This window comes from Thiobacillus thioparus DSM 505 (assembly GCF_000373385.1).
GTDB classification, from domain to species: Bacteria; Pseudomonadota; Gammaproteobacteria; order Burkholderiales; family Thiobacillaceae; genus Thiobacillus; species Thiobacillus thioparus.
In genome coordinates, this window is the sequence record NZ_KB891330.1 from 46,159 (window position 1) to 65,377 (window position 19,219).

Sequence of the window (19,219 nt, forward strand, 5' to 3'; positions counted from 1 at the left end):
AATCCTTTTTCAATGCGGTGCGATCAGCACGCCAGTCAGCACATCGGTCGGCACGTCCGCGGTAATCACCGCCTCGCCCAGTTTCTTCAGCAGGACGAAACGCATCTTTCCGCCCTCCACTTTCTTGTCGTGGCCCATGTATTCAAGATACGTGTCCGCGCCCAGATCCGGCGCCACGTCAGGCAACCCCGCGACACGGATCAGCGCACGCGTCCGCGCAACGTCGGCTTCGGACAGCCAGCCCATCCGCCGCGACGTTTCCGCCGCCATCGCCATGCCGGCGGCCACGGCCTCGCCATGCAGCCAGTTACCGTAGCCCATGCCGGTTTCGATCGCATGGCCGAAGGTGTGTCCCAGGTTGAGGATCGCACGAATACCGCCTTCGCGTTCGTCCTGTCCCACCACTTGCGCCTTGATTTCGCAAGAACGATAAATCGCATGGGTGATCGCCACGGGATCGAGTGCACGCAGCCTGTCCATGTTGGCTTCCAGCCAGGCAAGAAAGCCGGCATCCCAGATCAGGCCGTACTTGATCACCTCGGCGAGTCCTGCCGACAATTCGCGTGCAGGCAGCGTCTTCAAGGTGTCGGTGTCGGCCAATACCACTTTCGGCTGATAGAACGCGCCGATCATGTTCTTGCCGAGCGGATGGTTGATCCCGGTCTTGCCGCCCACCGACGAATCGACCTGAGACAGCAGCGTGGTAGGAATCTGGATGAAGGGCACGCCGCGCTGATAGCTCGCCGCGGCGAATCCGGTCATGTCGCCAATCACGCCGCCGCCCAGCGCGATCAGAGTGGTCTTGCGCTCGGCGCGCTGGGTCAGCAGCGCATCGAAAATCAAATTCAGCGTTTCCCAGTTCTTGCAAGCCTCGCCGTCCGGCAGCACCACCTGCGCAACCGCCACCCCCGCAGCCTCCAGTGTTGCCTTCAACTGCACCAGATACAACGGTGCCACAACGGTGTTGGTGACCACCATCACACGTTTTTGGGGCAAGTGCGGCAGAATCAGCTCAGGCCGGCCCAACAACCCCGAGCCAATATGGATAGGGTAGGAACGATCGCCGAGATCGACATGGAGGGTTTGCATGAAACGGAAAAAAGAAAAGGGTTGTTCGATTGTAACCAAAGCCGGCATATTCCCTGAATTACCGCGCATGGCATATAGCTTGCTGAACCACCACTCAATTAATAATGATGACCATGAATACTCGCTCACCACTCAGTTGGCGCTCATTTCCACATTGCCACAACCGAAACGAACGCACATGCCAAGCAGCGGCTTTGTTTCTGTGTCGTCATATCGCCAGGAGTGATGAAATCCCATTCACACCCATCCATCGCTCGATTTTCCATGCCTGACCGTATTCTGCTGGTTTCACCGGCGTCTCCATTCAATCCCCAGTCGGGCGCGCAACAGCGCACCGCCTTGCTGTACGAAGCCCTGCAGACGCTGGGAGAGGTGGAGGTGCTGTTGCTCGAGCCAGTCGCCGGCCCCAGCCGGCTGGACTCATCGCCCAAATCGGGGATCCTTGCGCATGGACACTGGCATCAGCGTCCGTTCGGCATTGGAAAATTCAAACCGGACAGAACACTCAACCTGGCACTCAAGACGGAGGGCGTTGACCTCAAGCGCTATAGGCTGGTCGTCAGCCGCTATCTCAATCCACTCGCCAAGCTGGTTGTCCCGCCAGGCGTGCACAGCGTGGTCGACCTGGACGACTGGGGCTACCATTACGGACCGGGGGCCCTGGCGCTGGCCGCACAATTCAAATCGCAGTACGCAGCCTGGCTGGCAAAACGACAGCTCAAACGCTTTGACGCGTATTTCTTTGTCAATCGCCGCGACCAGGCACAGCATCGCGAACTCAAATCGGCACTGCTGCCCAACATCCCATACGCACCCCCCACCCAGCCATTTCCACAGACGAACAGCCCTGTTCTGTTGTTCGTCGGCTCGCTTTGGTATGCACCCAATCGCGAGGGCATCGACCGTTTCCTGGCCCGCTGCTGGCCTGCTATCAAGTCTGCCCATCCGGAGGCAAGACTGCTACTGGTGGGAGCCGCACCACCCGCCGTGCGACAAGCATGGGAACAGTATCCCGACGTTTTCGCCCCCGGTTTCGTTGATGATCTGGGCGAGGCGTATCGCAATGCTGCATTCACCATCGCTCCGATTTACTCGGGCGGCGGCACCAACATCAAGATTCTGGAATCGCTCGCTTACGGCCGGGCATGCATCACAACGCCCCACAGCGCCGAAGCCTTCAAGGAAGATCTGGAGAGCGCAGGCTTGGGGGTTGCCCGGGACGACCGACATTTTGCCGAGCTATGCATCGCCTGGCTGGAAGATAGCGATGACCGGAAACGCAACGCAGAAGTGGGCTGGAACAAGGTCACGGCACGCTACACGCGTCCCCACTTTATCGAGCAAGTCACACAACTTTGCGCGCCACTCCTCATGATGGCCCAGACATGATGATGCACAGGCAATACCTGATCGACCAGGCTATTATTGCCCGTAATATTCTGCGGGTCGCTCTTCCCCTTCAACGGTTACGGGCTTCGGCAACCAGGCCCACCCTGCCGGAAACGCCCACGCGCTTCGCCATCATCGCGGGCGATGTCACTGATCCCTCCAGTTCCCTGGGGGATCTAGCCATGTTCAGCGCCTTGATGCAATCGCTTCGAGCACAAAATCCGGACTCGATATTCACCATCATCGGCGAACGGCGCCACACCATTGTCGTACCTGGAATTGGCGAGACGCCAGTCGAGCCTGCATGGGCCGGGAAAACCGGAACGCTCGCTTTCGACGAATTGATACGCCAGCACCATGCCTTGTTTGTGATGGGTGCCGACATCCTGGACGGCAAATATGGGGCTGCCCTGGTACAACGTATCGTTGCCTACTGCAATCACAGTGTATTGCTCGGTATTCCAGCCACGATGCTGGGTTTCAGTTTCAACCGTAACCCAAGGGCCCCTGCGGTCCACGCCCTGTCGAGACTGCACCCCCACGTAACCGTCAACATCCGCGACCAGCCGTCTCTTGACCGCTTCACCCGGATTGTTGGCGTCCTTGCGCAACTATGTGCGGATAGCGCGTTCCTGATGCCTTCCGCCACCGACCCTATCACCGAGCCAGAAGCCTGGATCGCCTCCATGCGCCAGGAAGGCCGAACACCCGTGGGCATCAACCTGAATGCCCACGCACTGGCACCTGCCATTGCAGAAGTAGGCATGGATCAGCTGATCGACCATTTCGCCGAACAGTTCAAGCGTGCAGGCGAGCAGAATGGGCTCGCCTTCATGCTGCTTCCACATGATCTCAAATCGCAGTCAGGCGACGTGAGCATGTTGCAGGCGCTCGACCAGGCACTGCAACGGAAGGGGTTCACGCACGTACGCTATGCCTCGATCGATCAGCCCGATAAAATCAAACGGCTCATAGGCCTGCTCGACCTTGCCATTACCGGACGCATGCATCTGGTGATCGCCTCGCTGGGCAGCGGCACGCCTACGCTGTCGATTACCTACCAGGACAAATTCGAAGGCCTTTACCAGCACTTCGAACTGTCGCTCGAACACACCATTACCCCGATGCAGTGTCTTACCGACGAGCTCCTGAGGAAAATCAACGATGCATTCATGCATAGGCACGACAATCGCGCACGTATACTCAGCCACCTGCCCAGAGTGAAAGCATTGGCTTCGCAAAATCTTGCGATCGCAACGTGCGGCCACACCGATTAGACGCCCATACGCCAGCACATTAGTTACTACAGACTAACCTGACCATCATTGCGAAACAGGAGGGGTGATGTTTATCCGGGATATCCAGGCAAAACATGAAGACGGCCAGTACCGTGTGCAGGCCGAAGCGGTGCTTGAGGGACGCCCCTTGCGGGAAACCATCTTCTTCTCCGTACCCTCGGAGCAAGCCGACTGGATCCGTCCCGAACCCAATGCATTCATGGTGGGAACCGCCATAGCCGCCATGTGGAACGGTGAAAGCAGGCTCGCAATTGAAGGGAGCGTAGATCCGCAACTCCGTACCAGGCTCACCATAGCCATGCGGCTGTTTCAAACCGAGCACGCACTCAAGCTCTATCGTTTGCGCCCGTTTGCCAAGAAACTTCTGGGCAGAAACTGACACGATTTCTCACATGGATATATGAGCCCTGATCACAATGACCACCTCTCTCCTCAAGCGCCCCAGCAATCCCAGATGAGATGCCATCTTTGCGGCGCAGAACCCAGGATCATGTTCACTGCGGAGATTCTCCACAAATACATGGTTCCCTATCACTACTGCGCAGCGTGCGACCACCTGTTTGTCAGCAATCCAATCTGGATGGAAGAAGCTTATTCGGATGCCATCGCGCAGGAAGACACGGACGTTGCCGCCCGGAATGTCTTTAACGCGTTAAGGCTCGCCGCAATCGATTTCCTGGCCCTGGGCGATCGCGGACAGGGGAAATACGTTGACGTGGCAGGAGGTTATGGGCTGCTGACCCGCCTGATGCGCGACCTGGGATTCGACTACTATTGGTCTGACCCCTATGCAAACAATCTCTATGCGAGAGGTTTCGAGTACGATCCCGCGCTAGGCGCCTGTCTGGCCGTCAGCGCCATCGAGGTTCTGGAGCACACAACCAATCCGCTCGATTTCATACAACGCACCCTGGCCGACCATCAGTCCGACACATTCATTTTCACGACCGAAGTCTTCGCCGACAATGACCCGCCCCTGCCTGGCCACTGGGGTTATTACGCATTCGAAACCGGCCAGCACATCGCTTTCTTTTCCCGCCTGGGGCTGACGCGCCTGGCCGAACGACTGGGCATGACTTACTACCCGCTGGGACGCCTGCATGTCTTTTCGAAGAAAAATCTGCCGCGCTGGAAACTCAAACTGGCCAGTTGCAAATGGCTGGTCATCCCCCTCGCATTAATTGCGGCATCAAGACTAGGCTCCAGGCGAGGCCGGGATCAGGCAATAATACGCAACCGAACGAACCGGACCCAGGCATAGAGTTTGCTTTTCAATCCCCCATGTTCTCCTTCGACTCCGTATCACTCAAAGAAAAATGAGCCTTGGCCATTCCATCCGCCATGGCGCCAAGTGGGTCTTCATCGGCAACACCGGCAGCCAGGTCGTCAACTTCGCGCTGGGATTGATACTTGCGCGCCTCCTGGTGCCGGCCGAATTCGGCATGGTGGCGACCATCCAGATCTTCACCAGCCTGGCCGGGTTCGTTGCCGGCGGCGGCATGGGACAAGCCATCGTACGCGCCAAGGAAGCCGGCAAGCGTGATTACGATCTGCTGTTCACGCTGCAATTCCTCATCGGGCTGGTGATCGTCAGCTTCTTCTTCGTCATCGCCCCCTGGTTCGGACGCTGGTACGCGAACCCTGTGTATGCCGATCTGCTGCGCGTGGCAGCACTGTCTTTCCTGGTGCGTCCGTTTTTTAACGTACCCAGCAACATGTTGCATCGGGAAATGCGCTTCAAGGCCAAGACGGCGGTCCAGCTAGCCAACCTGGGGGTCTACAACAGCATTGCCTTGAGCCTGGCCTACCTCGGCCACGGCCCCTGGAGCCTGATCCTCGCCGGCCTGTTCAGCTCGGTGGCTGGCGCCCTCCAGTTTGCCTGGTATGCACGCTGGCGTCCCGGCATAAGCTTCGATTTCGCACGCGCGGGCGAATTGATGCGCTACGGGCTTCTGGCCTCCACCAACAACATCGTTTGTTACATACGCGTCCAGCTGCCCACTTTCATCTTGTCCCGCAGCCTGGGACCGGCCAGCGTGGGTCTGTACAACAAGGCCGAAAGTCTGGCGGCGCGCCCGCATGGTTTCATCACCGGGTCGGTGTATGAAGTCCTGCTCCGCGCGTTGGCCAAGGAACAGGACAACCTCGACAAATCCCGCTACCTGTTCTTTCGCAGCCTCACGCTGGTCGCCGTCTATGCCCTGCCGTTTTATATCGGTTTTCTCTGGCTGGCGAAGCCGCTGGTGGTGACGCTGTTCGGCCAGCGCTGGGCTGACTCGGCCGGCTCTCTGATGATCCTCAGCCTGGCCGCCCCCCTGATGATGATCGAGAATCTGTCCGGTGCCGTGCTGGCTGCGCGCAGCTGGCTGGGCAAGGAACTGGTCGCGCAGGTCGTCATGATTGGTGTTGCCTCGGCCGCTATCCTGGTCGGCCTGCCTTACGGGTTGACTGGCGTGGCGACCGGCATGGTCTTCGCCCTGCTCTATCTCACCCTACACATGTTCTGGCTCGCCAAGCAGTCGCTCGATGCCCGCTGGATTGACCTGGCTCGGGCCTTCATGCCGGCAACGCTCCTCAATGCCATCCTGATTGGCACTTTGTGGCTTGCCAATCGCATCATCCCGCCATCCATCCAATCGGTCGATGCACTGTACGTGTTGTGCATGGCGGCCGCGGGCGGACTGGTTTATGCGATCTGTTTCCTGTATCTGCCCATCACGGCCCTTGCGTCGGAAACTGATCGCTGGAAGATCAGGCTCAAACTCGCCAAAGCCCCCGCATGACCATGATCGACCCCATCTCGCGCGCGCTCCATCGTCAGGCTGGCCAGCACGGGCCGGTCATCCTCATGTATCACGCCGTGACAGCCGGCCAGACTACCCCCGTATGGCCATGGGCCGTATCCATGCAGCAGTTCCGTGACCAACTCGACTTTCTGGCCACCGAAGGCTACCAAACACCAACCATGGCCGAGCTGGCTGCCGCGCCCACGAAAACATGGCAAGGGCGCACAGCCGTGATCACGTTTGATGACGGCTATGTCGACAACCTCGCCGCCTGCGAAGAACTACAGAAACGCGGCATGCGCGCCACATGGTTCATCGTGTCCGGCTCGATCGGTCAGCCACCACGCTGGCCCGAGGATGGCCGCCCCGCAGGTCGGCTACTGAACGCTGACGAACTTCGCGAGATGCGGGAAAATGGCATGGAAGTTGGTTCCCACACAGTCAGCCACACGCGCATGACAGGACTCGACGACATGAATTTGATGCGGGAGTTAGCCCATTCCAAGGTCACTCTAGAAGATCTCCTTGGCAACCCTGTCGATAGTTTTGCTTATCCCTATGGCGACTGGGATGCGCGTTGCGCTGAGGCAGTGCAACAGGCTGGCTATAGCGCGGCCTGCACCACCCGCACCGGTTGGGCATTACGCGACAACACCCCTTACCAATTGCGACGGCTGACCGTATTCAATACGGACACCACTAGCAGCTTCGCACGAAAACTTTATTTCGGGAGCCACGACGTGCGCTGGAGAGACATCGCCCGCTATGCCTTGCGACGCTTTCGAAATGCCTGAGTTGGCCGATGACACCTGCCATCTCCATCATCATGCCCTGCTACAACGCCGCAGCCCATTTGCCGGCCAGTGTCGGCAGCGTGCTGGCCCAGACGTTCTCCGACTGGGAGCTGATCGCCGTCGACGACGGGTCCGACGACACCACACTGGCGTGGCTGCAAGCGCAGACAGACCCACGGATCCGCACGCTCGCCCAGTCCAATCAGGGCGTCAGCGCCGCACGCAATGCCGGTCTGGCGGCGGCGCGCGGCCAGTATGTGGCGTTTCTGGACGCAGACGACACCTGGGCCGAGCGCTTCCTGGAAAAGATGCAAGCCGCATTGCAACATCGTCCTGATGCGGTGTTGGCGTATTGCGGCTGGCAGAACCTCGGACTGCCCGGCGGGTGCGGCGAGCCGTTTGTGCCGCCCGATTATGAAACCCCGGACAAGGCGAAAACTCTGTTTGCCGGCTGCCGTTGGCCGATCCATGCCGCGCTGGTCCGGCGCGAGGCCGTGCTGGCCGCAAACGGTTTCGATCCCGCCCTGAAGAATGCCGAGGACTACGCGCTATGGCTGCAAGTAGCGACACGTGCTCCCATCGTCCGCGTACCGGAAGTACTGGCCTTCTATCATTTCCACGGCAACGGCCAGGCCTCGGCCGACCATGCCCGGGCGGCGCTGCAACACTGGCAGGCACAACGCAGCTATCTGGCCGCCCACTCCGCTTTCCACGCCGCACTCAGCCATGCCGACAGACGCGCGCTGACCGTGGGCGAGTTGCTGCAACGCGGCTACGCCAGTTACTGGCAACGCGACCTGCCCGCCGCGCGGCTTATTTTTCGTACGGTCATGAAACAAGGCTATGGCACACTCACCGACTGGAAATACATGTTGCCCGCCTGGCTGCCCGAATCCTGGCATCGGAGGCTGATCGGGTTGCGAGACCGGAATACGTAAACACAACCGTATGGACAACTTCGACCCCACGCTGATCTCCGTTGTCATGCCCTGCTACAACGCCGCGCCCTACGTGGAAGAGGCGATCGAATGCGTGCTGCAGCAAAGCTACCGGAATGTCGAACTCATCGTCGTGGACGACGGGTCGAACGACGCGTCCATGCGGATCGTCGAACGCCTGGCGGCAGGCAACCCCGACCGCATCACCGTGCTGCACCAGACCAACAGCGGCCCGTATGCGGCGCGCAATCACGGCCTGTCCCATGCGCATGGCAATTTCGTCGCCTTTCTGGACGCGGACGATTACTGGCATCCCGACGCACTCAACCGGCTGCACGCCGCGATGACGGAAACCCTCGCCGATGTGGCGTATTGCGGCTGGCAAAACGTAGGGGAAGCCGCCGCCAGCACACATCCCTACATCCCGCCCGACTATGCCCAGTCGGACGCCACCGCATTGTTCCTGCAATCCTGCCCGTGGCCGATCAACGGCGTCCTGGTGCGGCGTCAGCTTATCGACACCTTGCGCGGATTTTCGGAACGTCTGCCCACCGCCATGGACTACGACATGTGGCTGCGCATGCTCGCCCTCCAGCCCACGGTGGTGCGCGTTCCCGAGGTGCTGGCGTTCTACCGTCGCTACCCGCGCGGCGATGCGCATATCCCGCGCTGGCGCCAGGTCTTCGATGCCATTGCCGTGCGCGAGGACTTCGTCCGCCGGCATCCCGTCCAGGTCGCCCATCTCAGCCGGGCTGAACGTGATGACCGGGTGTACGGCTCGCTGCTACCCGAGGCCTATCGCTGCCATTGGCGGCGCGATACCGATTCCGCGCGGCGCCTGTTCCGTCGCGCGTCTCGCAAGACAGAATGGAAGGCACGCGATGCCAAATACATCCTGGCCAGTTTCTTGCCTGCATCGGTATTCGAATCGCTGATCCGGATGATCGATGCTCGGCGCAGCACACGCAATTCCATATGAACCATCGTCATGCCTGTGCTTACCTTTGCTTTTTGCACCTATAACCGCGCGGACCGCCTGGAAAAACTCGTTGCGGCAATGCGTGAACAAACCTGCCCGATACCCTTCGAGATCCTCGCGATCAACAACAACAGCAGCGATGCCACGGTCGACATCCTCGCGCGCCTTGAACAGTTGCCGGGCCCGACGCTGCGCTGGGTGACCGAGCCCGTGCAGGGGATCGTGGCCGCACGCAACCGCGGCATTGCCGAGGCGCTGGACAGCGACATCCTGGTCTTCATCGACGACGATGAACTCCCCCTGCCGGGCCTGCTCGAAGCCGCGGCCGATGCCATTCTGAACGAAGGTGCAGCGTGTGCGGGCGGCCGCGTGGAGATGGATTTCACAACCACCGTACGGCCGCGCTGGCTCGAAGACGATCTGCTCGGCTTTCTTGCCGCCGTCGACCATGGGCCGGAACGTTTCTGGATCAAGGATGCGAGCACCCCCATCTGGACCGCCAATGTCGCGTACGACATGCGCCTGTTCCGCGACGACCCCGCTTTGCGCTTCGACATCCGTTACAACCGCGAAGGCAAGGATGTCGGCGGCGGCGAGGATGCCATGATGTTGCGTGCCCTGCTCGAGCGTAAAGTTCGGATCCGCTACTGCCCTGAAATGGCCGTGCTGCATGCCGTCGAATCCTGGCGGCTCAGGCGCAGCTATTTTTTGAAACTGCACTACCGGGCCGGCTTGCGCCATGGCCGGTTTTCCCTGCCACGCTACCCCAGCACGCTGTTCGGCGTCCCTCTTTTCATGATCACCCAGTTTCTGAATCACTGCGGCCGGACATTGAAGCTGGCCATCAGCGGGCAGCCGGGGCTGATCCGTCAGGCGATGAATGCGGCGCATGCGCTGGGCAGCCTGCAAGGCTACCGAAACCGATCCGGGGCTTGACCATGATCGACGTCGCCATCCGCTTCGATGATCCATCCGCGGTCAGCGATCATGCACTCGAGCGCGGAATATTGCATGCCATGGCCATGCACGATGTTTGCGCCACCTTTGCGGTCATTCCGCACGCCGGACAGCACGCCTTGTCTGCCGATGAGGTGCCCCACCTCATCGAGGCGCGACAATCCGGCAGGATGGAAATCGCCCAGCACGGGTTCAGCCATGAACCCTGTCAAGCCAAGGCCAGCCCTCCGTCCGAATTCGCCGGTCTTGATCCGGCGGAGCAAACGAAGAAAATCGTGGCCGGCCGAACGACGCTTGGACAGGTATTTGGTTGTGCAATCCCGGGGTTCGTTCCGCCGTTCAATACCTTCGACCACATCACCGCTGCCGTGCTTTCCGAGCAGGGTTTCCTCTACCTCTCGGCGGGTAGTGAACACGGATCGGTCGAATCCGACCGTCTCATCGAGCTTCCGCGCACATGTCAGCTCACCGAACTCCGTCCAGCGCTCGCCGAAGCGCGACGCCACCCGCACGGCGAGTTGGCCATCGTAGCCGTCATGCACCATTACGACTTCCAGGAGTCCGGGCGCACCGATGCACCGTTGACGCTCGAGCAACTCTCGGGTCTGTTTCGATGGCTCCGCCAGCAACCCGATGTACGATTGCACACATTGAGCCAGCTGGCCTCCAGGCATGACGCAAACACCTGGCGCAAAGCGGTGCAGCGAAACCGCTGGGTACAGCGGCAGCACTGGCGCATCCGCTCCGTTTTCCCGCGATACAGCCTCATGCCCCATACCCTATTCAGATACGTTCGTTTGACTGGACCCTCCACGTGACCTCGTCTTTCCCGTCCCCATCACGTCAGCAAGGCCCGATCTTCATCGTCGGGGCGCCGCGTTCCGGCACCACCATGCTGCAGTACCGGCTGCGCAATCACCCGCACATTTCGCTCCCCACCGGGGAATCGCATTTCTTCATTCCGCTGTACCACAACCTGGAAAGCTTTGGCGATCTCCGCCAGGCGGACAATACCCGTCGCGTGCTGCAAGCCATGTATGAACAAAGCCGGGACTTTCTGGAGACCGATCTGCACGGCGTGAAATTCGATGTTGACCGGTTGACCCGAGAACTTCATGCCGAAGGCCGGCACACGATGCCGGCGATCATATCGGGGTTGTTCGAGAAAAATGCGCGGGGCGAAGGAAAGTCCCGATGGGGCGACAAGACCCCCTATTACGTGATGCATCTGCCCAAACTACTCGAGTGGTTTCCCGATGCCCAGATCGTGCACCTGATCCGCGACGGACGCGATGTCGCCCTGTCACTGTTCGGCAGACAGCACGATTTCTCCGTGTACAACACGTATTTCGCGGCGGAATACTGGGAAAGCTACGTCGAAAAAGGCCGCGCGCTGGGCAGCCAGTTGCCGCCCCAGCAATACATGGAGTTGCGCTACGAAGATTTGCTTGCACACCCCGAAGACAGCATGCAACGGATTTGCGCGTTCCTGGGCGAACCCTACTCGGCCGAGCTGTTTGCCGTCACGTCGGTGGACGACCCAGGCAAGACCCCGCTGGTGCATGAACCCCTGAAAGCCGACAACGCGGGAAAATGGCGCAGCAAGATGACGCCAGCCCAGATCAGGGCCTTCGAAAGCGTGGCCGGCAGGACGTTGCGCGAGTTCGGCTACGACCTGATCACGCCAGGCACACCCCCCGCACTCGCCGTGAAAGCAGCTTACCGCCTGCATAACAAGGTACTGACCCGTTTCTGGAAACGTACCCGACGGGCACTCGCATGACCACGCTCACTATCCTCATCTGCACCCACAACCGGGCGGATCTGCTGCAAAAGACCCTGGCGTCGCTCAACCGTGCGCGCCGCCCCGCCATGCCCGTGCGCATCCTGGTGGCGGCCAATGCCTGCAGCGACGACACCGTGGCGCAGATGCAGGCGTACCAGGCTCGCCAGGCGACCGAAAACGGTTTGCCGCTGCAGGTGCTCGTCGTGCCCACGCCGGGAAAATCCCATGCGCTGAATGCCGCCATCCCGACCATCGAAACCGAACTCATTGCCCTGGTGGACGACGACCACCGGGTGGATGAGAACTATTTGACGGCCATCGAACAGGCCGCTGCGGCCTGGCCGGAGGCCGGCCTGTACTGCGGAAAGATTTTGCCGGATTGGGATGGCAGCGAGCCTGCCTGGGTACACGACGACGGTCCCTATCGTATCTACCCGCTGCCGGTTCCGCGCTACGACCAGGGCGATACGCCACGGGCCGTCACGGCCGAGACCGGCCCCATACCGGGCGGCGGCAATCTAGTCGTGCGCCGACGCGTGTTTGAATTGGCCGGCCAGTTTTCCACCGAGCTGGGGCCGCACGGCCACGATCTCGGTGGTGGCGAGGACAGCGAATACGTATTGCGCGCCCTGGTGCGTGGCGAGCACTGTCAATACGCGCCGGCCATCGTGCAGTACCACTATGTCGATACGGAAAGGCTCCGGCTCGGCTATCTCCTGAAAAAAAGCTATCAGCGAACCCGTTCGACCGCCCGCCTCCGTGGCAGCGGCTCGGTTCCCTTGTACATGTGGCGCAAGCTGGCCGAGTATGGTGTCCAAAGCGCATTCAGCCTGTCGTGGGCCAAGCGGCGTTTTTACTGGGTGCGCACCGCGGCAGCCCTGGGCGAGATCCAGGGCTGCCGCGAGTCGGGGCATCGCGGCAAGCACCTGGAACTCCCACCCGACCGTGGCATCGTGTTCACCGAATCGCTGGCCTTGTTCACCACTGTCTGCGGCCTGATCGCCTGGTTCGCCAGTGGCCAGGCGCGCTGGGCCGGCCTGCTTCCCGCCCTGGGCGTAGCCGGGATCGGCACGGCCGCCCTGCTCGCCAAATCGCTGCTCGATTTTTCGCATACCGGCCCCCGCATTCGCGACGAGGTGCTCAAGCATTACCGCCGCTATACGCTGTTTTCGCTGGCACGCCTGACGGCCTGGGCCTTTGCACTCATGCTTTTCACCGGGGGGGCCGGCGTGCTGCTCTATTTCATGCTTGCCACGGCGACAGGCGCAGGCTGGTCGGCATGGCTGGCCGCCGTTGCCGCACTGCTCGGCATCCTCGGCGGTTTCGGACTGCAATTCATTCGCAAGCTGCGTTTCAATCCCGGACTGCTGGCGGCGTCGATGCATTACCGCATGAGCCGGCTATATCGACTCTGGCATGCCATGACGCCGGCACGCATCGCCCGACTGCAGGCTCTGTGGATCGGCCTGATCGGGCTATTGTTCGTGGCGGCCTCCTGGCAGCTGGCGAAGGAAAATCGCGTGGCCACCCTGATGGCCCTGTGGGCGGCCACGCTGTTCTTTGCCGGGACGATCGTGTGGGCAGGCTGGCAGCCCGAGGCACGCGCGCCGCGCAAGCGCTCTGCGCGCGCGCCAGATTCGCAGCCCAACATCCTCATGATCGGGTCCGATACGCTGCGCGCCGACCGCTTGGGTGCGCTGGGGTATCGCCGCATGCTGACGCCCCATATCGACCGACTGGGCGAGCACGGCGCACTCTTCGCCAACTGCTATGTGCCGTGCGCGCGCACGGCACCGAGCCTGATCTCCATGCTGACCGGAACCTGGCCCCACACCCACGGCATCCGCGACAATTATGCGGATCACGAGGCCACACGGCTGAGCGTGGATGCCTTGCCCGTGTGGCTGAAACAGGTCGGCTATCGTACCGCGGCAATCTCGGACTGGTGCGGTGCCGATATGGGAAAATTCTCTTTTGGCTTCGACTACACCGATCTGCCGGAAGACCAGTGGAACCTGAAGTACCTCATCCGCCAAGGCCCCAAGGACCTGCGGCTGTTCGTTTCCCTGTTCGTCCATAACCGGCTGGGGCGGCTGCTTCTGCCTGAGGTGTACTACCTGGGCGGGGTACCGCTCACGCAGCCGCTCGGCAAGCGTGCCCGGCGTCTGGTATCGCGCCTGGCGGAAAGCGCACAGCCGTTCTTCCTCAATGTGTTCTACTCCACCACGCACCCCCCCTTTGCCTCGGAATGGCCGTGGTATACGCGCTTCGCCGACCCTGGCTATGGCGGCGAATCAAAATTCGCAATGGCCCGGCTCACGGACCCGTTCGAAATCATCCGGCGTCAGGGCGCACCCAGGGAGGAGTTCGATCTCGATCAGATCGTCGACTTGTACGACGGCTGCGTGGCGGAATTCGACGACGAAGTCGGCAAGATGCTGGCGCACCTGGAGGTCTGCGGCCTGGCCGACAATACGATCATCGTCGTCTACTCAGACCATGGCATGGAGTTTTTCGAACACGACACCTGGGGACAGGGCAATTCCGCCGTTGGCGATTTCAGTCCGCGCATTCCGCTCGTCATCCGCGCCCCCGGCCGCCCGGCACGCGGCACGGTGGATCAGGTGGTGCGCTCGATCGATCTTGCGCCCACGCTACTTGAACTCGTCGGCGCACCGCCCGTCGCCAGCGTGGACGGGATATCGCTCGCAGGCTGCATGAAGCTGGACGGCGACTGTCCCGAACTCGACGCCTTCAATGAAACCGGCATCTGGATCGCGCATATTCCCGGCCTGCCGGATGCGCACCTGCGCTATCCCAACCTGCTGGAACTGATGGAGGTGCCGGATCGCGCCAGCGGCGCCCTGGCGATCAAGTCCGAATACTGCAACGCCATCCTCGACGCGAAGGATCGCATGATCCGAAGCGGCCGCTGGAAACTGGTTTACCAGCCGCTCGAGACAGGCCATGTGCTCAGTCTGTTCGACCTGGAAACCGACCCCGCCTGCCAGCACGACGTGTCGGCGCACCATCCGCAGGTGAAGGCGGATTTATGGGCCCGGTTGCAGGCCTTCGTCCAGGCGTCGCGACAGCACGCCCGTCCTTGATCAATCCGGGCAGAAACGGCAGTAGGGATTGGTCGGCGAGCCGATTTTAGGCGGCGCTGCAGGCGCCTCGGCGGGAGACGGCGGCGCGCTGTCGGCCGACTCGACGGGCGGCGTGGAACCCGCATCGGGTGTCGGTGCGGCGTCTGGGCCCACTTGAACGGCAACCGGCGCGGGCTCGACAGGGGCCGGGTAGGGCAGCTTGCCGCCCAGTTCGGTATAGCGCCGTTGCAGGCTCTTGGCGTCGGGATTGTGACGCAGGCCCTCGGTGACGGTCTCCAGTGCCTTGGCACGATTCTTCTGCTGGCTGTACATGTCTGCCAGCGTCATGTAGGCACGGGGCTGTTTCGGATCCGCTTCGATCGCTTTCATCAGATCCCCGACCGCTTCGCCCGACCGCTTCATCATTGACAGGGCAATGCCGCGATTCATGAGGATTTCGGGGCGCAGCGAAAAATCCGGGTGGGTATGGGCAAGCATGTAATCGAAATTTCGCAGCGCCGCTTCCAGCGTGCCCTGCCGGTCCTTGTTGGACGACCCCATGCCGCGCGCCCGGTTCACAAAATTGAGTCCGGCACAGTAATGATGGACGTGCATGAAATCGGATCCCATGGAATCCCGCCAACTCTTGAACGCCTCCGATTTTTCATCGAAACGCGCCGCACAATAAGGTGGGAGCGTGGTCATCTCCGCCGGGCTTGGCTTCCATTCCGCCGCAGCGGGCAGGGCCATGACAAGTCCTGTCAGTCCCAGCATCAACTTGGTGAGCGTCTTCATCGCACGTCCTTTCTCTGTCATCTCGATTCCGTCATGCCGACCGTATTTCCCGAATGGCCAGCCAGTCAAACAGGGTATTCAATCCGCGCCAATCCAGCTTGAGCACATCCGGGTAACGGGGGTACAGGTCGCGCACATGAAATGGCAGTGCAGTGAACCCGGCAGGCTGGATGGCCCGCCCCAGCATCTTGTTCTGATACCCCCGCACGCTGTAGCGCACGCGCCGCCGGAAGTATTTTTTCCATTCGCGCGGAAGCCAGGGCGACACCGAATCGAATGCGAACCCGGCCGCGCGGGCCACGACCACCCGATTGTTGTCCCAGCGGGTGTCGCCCTGCAAATCCCATTTCAGCATCGCGCCCATCAGCGCATCTTCGCCTATGGTGCCGACAGGCATTTTGATGGCCTGGGCACGGATGCGTTCCACGAAGCTTCCCCGCAAGCCGTATAAATTGCCTGCTACGCCATTGTCCCGGAGCATGTCGCGTTGGAACGCTGCGACGCCGCGACCGCTTTGCGGCAATGCCGACACGCCGTTTGCCTGGGGATGCTGCGCCAGTGCCTGCACCATGGCGTCCAGCGAGCCGGCAACCGCACGCACGTCGCCATCGATGAAAAAACAGGGCGTCTCCGTACACACGGCAATCTCATGCACGAATACGTTCCAGGCGTTGGCCTTGTCACCCAATGCGATCGACACGAGGTGGACATGGGGGTGATCCGCCGCATATTCGCGTACCAGCGCTTCGGTCCGGTCGGTGCAGGCATTGGCCAGCACATGGCAGGTGAGCGGATGCGTCGCGGCAACCTGCAGGCTGTCGAGGCAGGCGATGATGTTGCGCGCTTCGTTATGGGCAAAAACGGCGACGGGCCAAGGGTATATGGTAGCTGTCATGGATACGGCTCAGGACCGGGTTGTTGTCATGTTCAGTTGGCGGGTTTTCTCTGCCACCCGCTCCCAGGAGAATTCGCGTTCCACCCGCTGCAATGCGCGCTGACCCCAATCACGGGTCAAGTCCGGCTGCGTCAGCAGGCTGCGCAAACCGTCTGCCACGGCATCGACCGACGTGCCATCCACCCGCAGCCCCGTCTCCCCATGCAGGACCGCCGAGCCCGTGCCGCCGGCCAGACCGGCCAGGCTCGGCTTGCCGCAGGCGGCCGCCTCGATGAAGACCATGCCGAAACCCTCATTGTCGCCGTTGATCTCGCGGTTGGGCATGGCAAATATATCGCAGGCATTCTGCCAGCGCGGCAGATCCGCTTCCCTGACCGAGCCGATGCGATGAACCACGCCCGTCAAGCCAAGGTCATGGATCAATCCGTCCAGATAATCGGCATCCTCGCCTATCCCGCCAATGACATAACGCAGCGGCATCCCTTCGGCATGCAGTCGCCCCACGGCCCGGATCATCTGGTCGAAGCCCTTGCGACGCGACAGCCTGCCGACCGAGAACAGCAGTTTCTCGTCCGCGCCGATCCCCAGGCTCTCGCGCAAACCGGTGGCATCCAGGCCCGGCCGGAATACCGAGACGTCGACACCGGGATAGATCAGCGTGATGCGAGCCGGGTCGACGCCCATGTCCCGCAAGGTGTCGCGCGTATGGTCGCTGTTGGCGACGACCCGGTCGGCATGGCGCAGGGCGAACCGCATCGCCCTGAATTTCCGGCCACTCCCCCAGCTGGTGAGTTCTTCGCCATGGGCATAGATGGCCACCGGCCTGAACGTCAGGCGCGCCACACCCCATGCCACCAGCCCTTCCGGCAGCGCACGGAAGGCATGCACGGCATCGAAGCGGTGCGTGAACGCCAACCGCAGTGAGCGGAAGAAGAAACGGGCGTACATCGCGAGCGATTCGGGACGCAGCCATGCCACACGTCTGAGGCTCAGGCGGTGGATCGTATTGGGATGCGCCGCATCCACTGCCATGGCGCCAGGGACGTCGGCGGTGACGATGTGGATTTCCTTGCCGCCGAGACGCCTGTACACCTCCGCGGCCCACACGGCCGTACCCCCCTTGGTCGGGAGAAAGAGTTCGGTGAGGACAAGCAGACGATTCATGATGGGTAAGCGGGGCAGGCCGTATGGCGTCATCGGTGCCGGCAGCGGTTATTTGTCGGTTCTGAGATTTCTGCGGGATCGGGCATGTCAATGCAGCATGCCTGAATGATAACGGCCCTGCCCCGAATCAGGCGATTTATGCCGCGACTTGGCCCTTTCGTACCTTCCACACTGCCGAGAACAATCTTCACAACCGGCATCAATGCTGTCGCGTTATTGCCTGACGAATGCGATTCTTCAGCACCTTCCCTGCCAGGCTGAAGTGGTGCCAGTACAGCCCGTTGATCGTTGAGTCGAAAAGATTGCGCCAGGGAAAAGCCTGGTGATTCTGGTACGCGTAATAGGCCTTGTTGAAATGGGCACTTGCCAGGGAAGCCGTCGTCAATCGCTTGAGCAGCGGTGTGGCAACAACCTCGTCCAGGCTCAAAAGTCCTTTGCGAATCTGGATGATGGTGTCGATGAGGCGTTGTTTTTCCTCCGGCCGGCTGAAATAACTCTGCCCCTCGCATCGCACGCGATAGCCGGGTGTCACGAGCAGGCCACACGTACAGCGAAGTGCCACCCGGTAATACCATTCCAGATCCTCGAACCCTTGCCCGCTGTACAGCCCGACTTTCTGCAATTGGGCTCGCTTGATCGCCACCCGCTGAAACGCCATCGGGATACGCTCGAGCAATGCGGCGAACAACAGGTCAGAATGCAGGCGCAACACACCTTCGGCACCCTCCAGGCGCTCGCCCATCGCAGCGAGAACACGCGTCACTGCCTGAATCTGATTGTGTCGGGTCCCCTCGGCATCACTGCCGAAAGGTTCCACATTCACGAACAGGCAATTCAGATTCGCATCGCCCTGGAAAGCGGCATCGATCTGTGCCAACGCATCGGCACCGAGCAGATCGTCGTCGTCGAGAAAGAAGATCGTCTCGCCGGTCGCCGCTCGCATTCCCATATTGCGGGCTTCCGAGGGTCCTTGCGCCGCCTCGTTCCGCAACAACCTGATGCGTCCCCCCTGCATAGGATTGAGCGTCACGGCAGGACAGGACCCATCGTCCACCACGATGACGTCCCATTCATCGAAATGCTGCGCCTCGACACTGGCAATGGCCTCGCGAAGCAATTCGGGACGATCGTGAGTCGTGATTACAACAGTGATCTGCATACCCTACCCATGTCATCCAGGGGCCTCGTTCAGACCAGACAAATCTTCCATCCGGATATTCTCAATGCCAGCGATGTACCTAGCGGAGCCCGGCAAAGCCGGCA

At 61.1% G+C, this 19,219-nt stretch carries 18 protein-coding genes; 13 read left to right on the plus strand and 5 right to left on the minus strand.

The genetic code is table 11. From position 1 onward, the window contains the following. Positions 1-9: 9 nt before the first annotated feature. Positions 10-1,089, minus strand: a complete 1,080-nt coding sequence (gene aroB / locus B058_RS0112935; protein WP_026240908.1) for a 3-dehydroquinate synthase — start codon at positions 1,087-1,089, stop codon at positions 10-12. Here aroB and B058_RS17930 point away from each other — a divergent pair. From B058_RS17930 to B058_RS0112995, 13 genes are all read left to right on the plus strand, one after another. Then, positions 1,088-1,315, plus strand: coding sequence for a hypothetical protein (locus tag B058_RS17930; protein WP_157265870.1), 228 nt, complete (start codon positions 1,088-1,090; stop codon positions 1,313-1,315). The genes aroB and B058_RS17930 overlap by 2 nt on opposite strands. Positions 1,316-1,353: 38 nt before the next feature. After that, positions 1,354-2,478, plus strand: coding sequence for a glycosyltransferase (locus B058_RS0112940; protein ID WP_018508911.1), 1,125 nt, complete (start codon positions 1,354-1,356; stop codon positions 2,476-2,478). Further along, on the plus strand, positions 2,475-3,755 hold the full coding sequence (locus B058_RS0112945; protein WP_081616798.1) for a polysaccharide pyruvyl transferase family protein: 1,281 nt from the start codon (positions 2,475-2,477) through the stop codon (positions 3,753-3,755). The genes B058_RS0112940 and B058_RS0112945 overlap by 4 nt, the downstream gene beginning before the upstream one ends. Before the next feature lie 67 nt (positions 3,756-3,822). Further along, entirely contained in the window at positions 3,823-4,155 is a 333-nt protein-coding gene (locus B058_RS0112950; RefSeq protein WP_018508913.1) for a hypothetical protein, read from the plus strand. Positions 4,156-4,266: 111 nt separating this feature from the next. After that, positions 4,267-5,037 carry a class I SAM-dependent methyltransferase gene (locus tag B058_RS0112955; protein ID WP_018508914.1) on the plus strand — a complete coding sequence of 257 codons (771 nt, stop codon included), beginning with the start codon at positions 4,267-4,269 and terminating at the stop codon, positions 5,035-5,037. A gap of 55 nt (positions 5,038-5,092) precedes the next feature. Beyond that, complete coding sequence (locus tag B058_RS0112960) at positions 5,093-6,559, plus strand: lipopolysaccharide biosynthesis protein (RefSeq protein ID WP_018508915.1); 1,467 nt, start codon at positions 5,093-5,095, stop codon at positions 6,557-6,559. Next, positions 6,556-7,356: a polysaccharide deacetylase family protein gene (locus tag B058_RS0112965; RefSeq protein WP_018508916.1), complete on the plus strand. Its 801-nt coding sequence runs from the start codon at positions 6,556-6,558 to the stop codon at positions 7,354-7,356. Before B058_RS0112960 ends, B058_RS0112965 begins: the two co-directional genes overlap by 4 nt. Positions 7,357-7,364: 8 nt before the next feature. Beyond that, a complete protein-coding gene (locus B058_RS0112970) occupies positions 7,365-8,294 on the plus strand; it encodes a glycosyltransferase family 2 protein (protein WP_018508917.1) in 930 nt (309 codons plus the stop codon). Between the two features lie 10 nt (positions 8,295-8,304). Next, complete coding sequence (locus tag B058_RS0112975) at positions 8,305-9,273, plus strand: glycosyltransferase (RefSeq protein ID WP_018508918.1); 969 nt, start codon at positions 8,305-8,307, stop codon at positions 9,271-9,273. A 9-nt stretch (positions 9,274-9,282) separates the two neighbouring features. After that, positions 9,283-10,209, plus strand: a complete 927-nt coding sequence (locus B058_RS0112980) for a glycosyltransferase family 2 protein (protein WP_018508919.1) — start codon at positions 9,283-9,285, stop codon at positions 10,207-10,209. Positions 10,210-10,211: 2 nt separating this feature from the next. Next, positions 10,212-11,048 (plus strand): DUF2334 domain-containing protein, encoded by an 837-nt coding sequence (locus B058_RS16970; RefSeq protein ID WP_040724496.1) that lies wholly within the window; start codon positions 10,212-10,214, stop codon positions 11,046-11,048. Next, on the plus strand, positions 11,045-12,013 hold the full coding sequence (locus B058_RS0112990) for a sulfotransferase family protein (RefSeq protein ID WP_051082124.1): 969 nt from the start codon (positions 11,045-11,047) through the stop codon (positions 12,011-12,013). Before B058_RS16970 ends, B058_RS0112990 begins: the two co-directional genes overlap by 4 nt. Then, positions 12,010-15,123 (plus strand): sulfatase-like hydrolase/transferase, encoded by a 3,114-nt coding sequence (locus B058_RS0112995; protein ID WP_018508922.1) that lies wholly within the window; start codon positions 12,010-12,012, stop codon positions 15,121-15,123. The genes B058_RS0112990 and B058_RS0112995 overlap by 4 nt, the downstream gene beginning before the upstream one ends. On the opposite strand, the gene B058_RS0113000 is transcribed toward B058_RS0112995, so the two are convergent. The 4 genes from B058_RS0113000 to B058_RS17325 form a co-directional block, all read right to left on the minus strand. Then, on the minus strand, positions 15,124-15,918 hold the full coding sequence (locus B058_RS0113000) for a tetratricopeptide repeat protein (RefSeq protein ID WP_245539309.1): 795 nt from the start codon (positions 15,916-15,918) through the stop codon (positions 15,124-15,126). Between the two features lie 10 nt (positions 15,919-15,928). Further along, complete coding sequence (locus B058_RS0113005) at positions 15,929-16,792, minus strand: glycosyltransferase family 2 protein (RefSeq protein WP_018508923.1); 864 nt, start codon at positions 16,790-16,792, stop codon at positions 15,929-15,931. Between the two features lie 9 nt (positions 16,793-16,801). Beyond that, positions 16,802-17,956, minus strand: a complete 1,155-nt coding sequence (locus B058_RS0113010) for a glycosyltransferase family 4 protein (RefSeq protein WP_026240911.1) — start codon at positions 17,954-17,956, stop codon at positions 16,802-16,804. A 199-nt stretch (positions 17,957-18,155) separates the two neighbouring features. After that, positions 18,156-19,115, minus strand: coding sequence for a glycosyltransferase (locus B058_RS17325; protein WP_018508925.1), 960 nt, complete (start codon positions 19,113-19,115; stop codon positions 18,156-18,158). Positions 19,116-19,219: the final 104 nt, after the last annotated feature.

Bases quoted from the DNA above. Each gene is read 5' to 3' on its own strand.
- B058_RS17930 (WP_157265870.1), top strand. From the start codon at position 1,088: ATGAAACGGAAAAAAGAAAAGGGTTGTTCGATTGTAACCAAAGCCGGC.
- aroB (WP_026240908.1), bottom strand. From the start codon at position 1,089: ATGCAAACCCTCCATGTCGATCTCGGCGATCGTTCCTACCCTATCCAT.
- B058_RS0112940 (WP_018508911.1), top strand. From the start codon at position 1,354: ATGCCTGACCGTATTCTGCTGGTTTCACCGGCGTCTCCATTCAATCCC.
- B058_RS0112945 (WP_081616798.1), top strand. From the start codon at position 2,475: ATGATGATGCACAGGCAATACCTGATCGACCAGGCTATTATTGCCCGT.
- B058_RS0112950 (WP_018508913.1), top strand. From the start codon at position 3,823: ATGTTTATCCGGGATATCCAGGCAAAACATGAAGACGGCCAGTACCGT.
- B058_RS0112955 (WP_018508914.1), top strand. From the start codon at position 4,267: ATGTTCACTGCGGAGATTCTCCACAAATACATGGTTCCCTATCACTAC.
- B058_RS0112960 (WP_018508915.1), top strand. From the start codon at position 5,093: ATGAGCCTTGGCCATTCCATCCGCCATGGCGCCAAGTGGGTCTTCATC.
- B058_RS0112965 (WP_018508916.1), top strand. From the start codon at position 6,556: ATGACCATGATCGACCCCATCTCGCGCGCGCTCCATCGTCAGGCTGGC.
- B058_RS0112970 (WP_018508917.1), top strand. From the start codon at position 7,365: ATGACACCTGCCATCTCCATCATCATGCCCTGCTACAACGCCGCAGCC.
- B058_RS0112975 (WP_018508918.1), top strand. From the start codon at position 8,305: ATGGACAACTTCGACCCCACGCTGATCTCCGTTGTCATGCCCTGCTAC.
- B058_RS0112980 (WP_018508919.1), top strand. From the start codon at position 9,283: ATGCCTGTGCTTACCTTTGCTTTTTGCACCTATAACCGCGCGGACCGC.
- B058_RS16970 (WP_040724496.1), top strand. From the start codon at position 10,212: ATGATCGACGTCGCCATCCGCTTCGATGATCCATCCGCGGTCAGCGAT.
- B058_RS0112995 (WP_018508922.1), top strand. From the start codon at position 12,010: ATGACCACGCTCACTATCCTCATCTGCACCCACAACCGGGCGGATCTG.
- B058_RS0113000 (WP_245539309.1), bottom strand. From the start codon at position 15,918: ATGACAGAGAAAGGACGTGCGATGAAGACGCTCACCAAGTTGATGCTG.
- B058_RS0113005 (WP_018508923.1), bottom strand. From the start codon at position 16,792: ATGACAGCTACCATATACCCTTGGCCCGTCGCCGTTTTTGCCCATAAC.
- B058_RS0113010 (WP_026240911.1), bottom strand. From the start codon at position 17,956: ATGAATCGTCTGCTTGTCCTCACCGAACTCTTTCTCCCGACCAAGGGG.
- B058_RS17325 (WP_018508925.1), bottom strand. From the start codon at position 19,115: ATGCAGATCACTGTTGTAATCACGACTCACGATCGTCCCGAATTGCTT.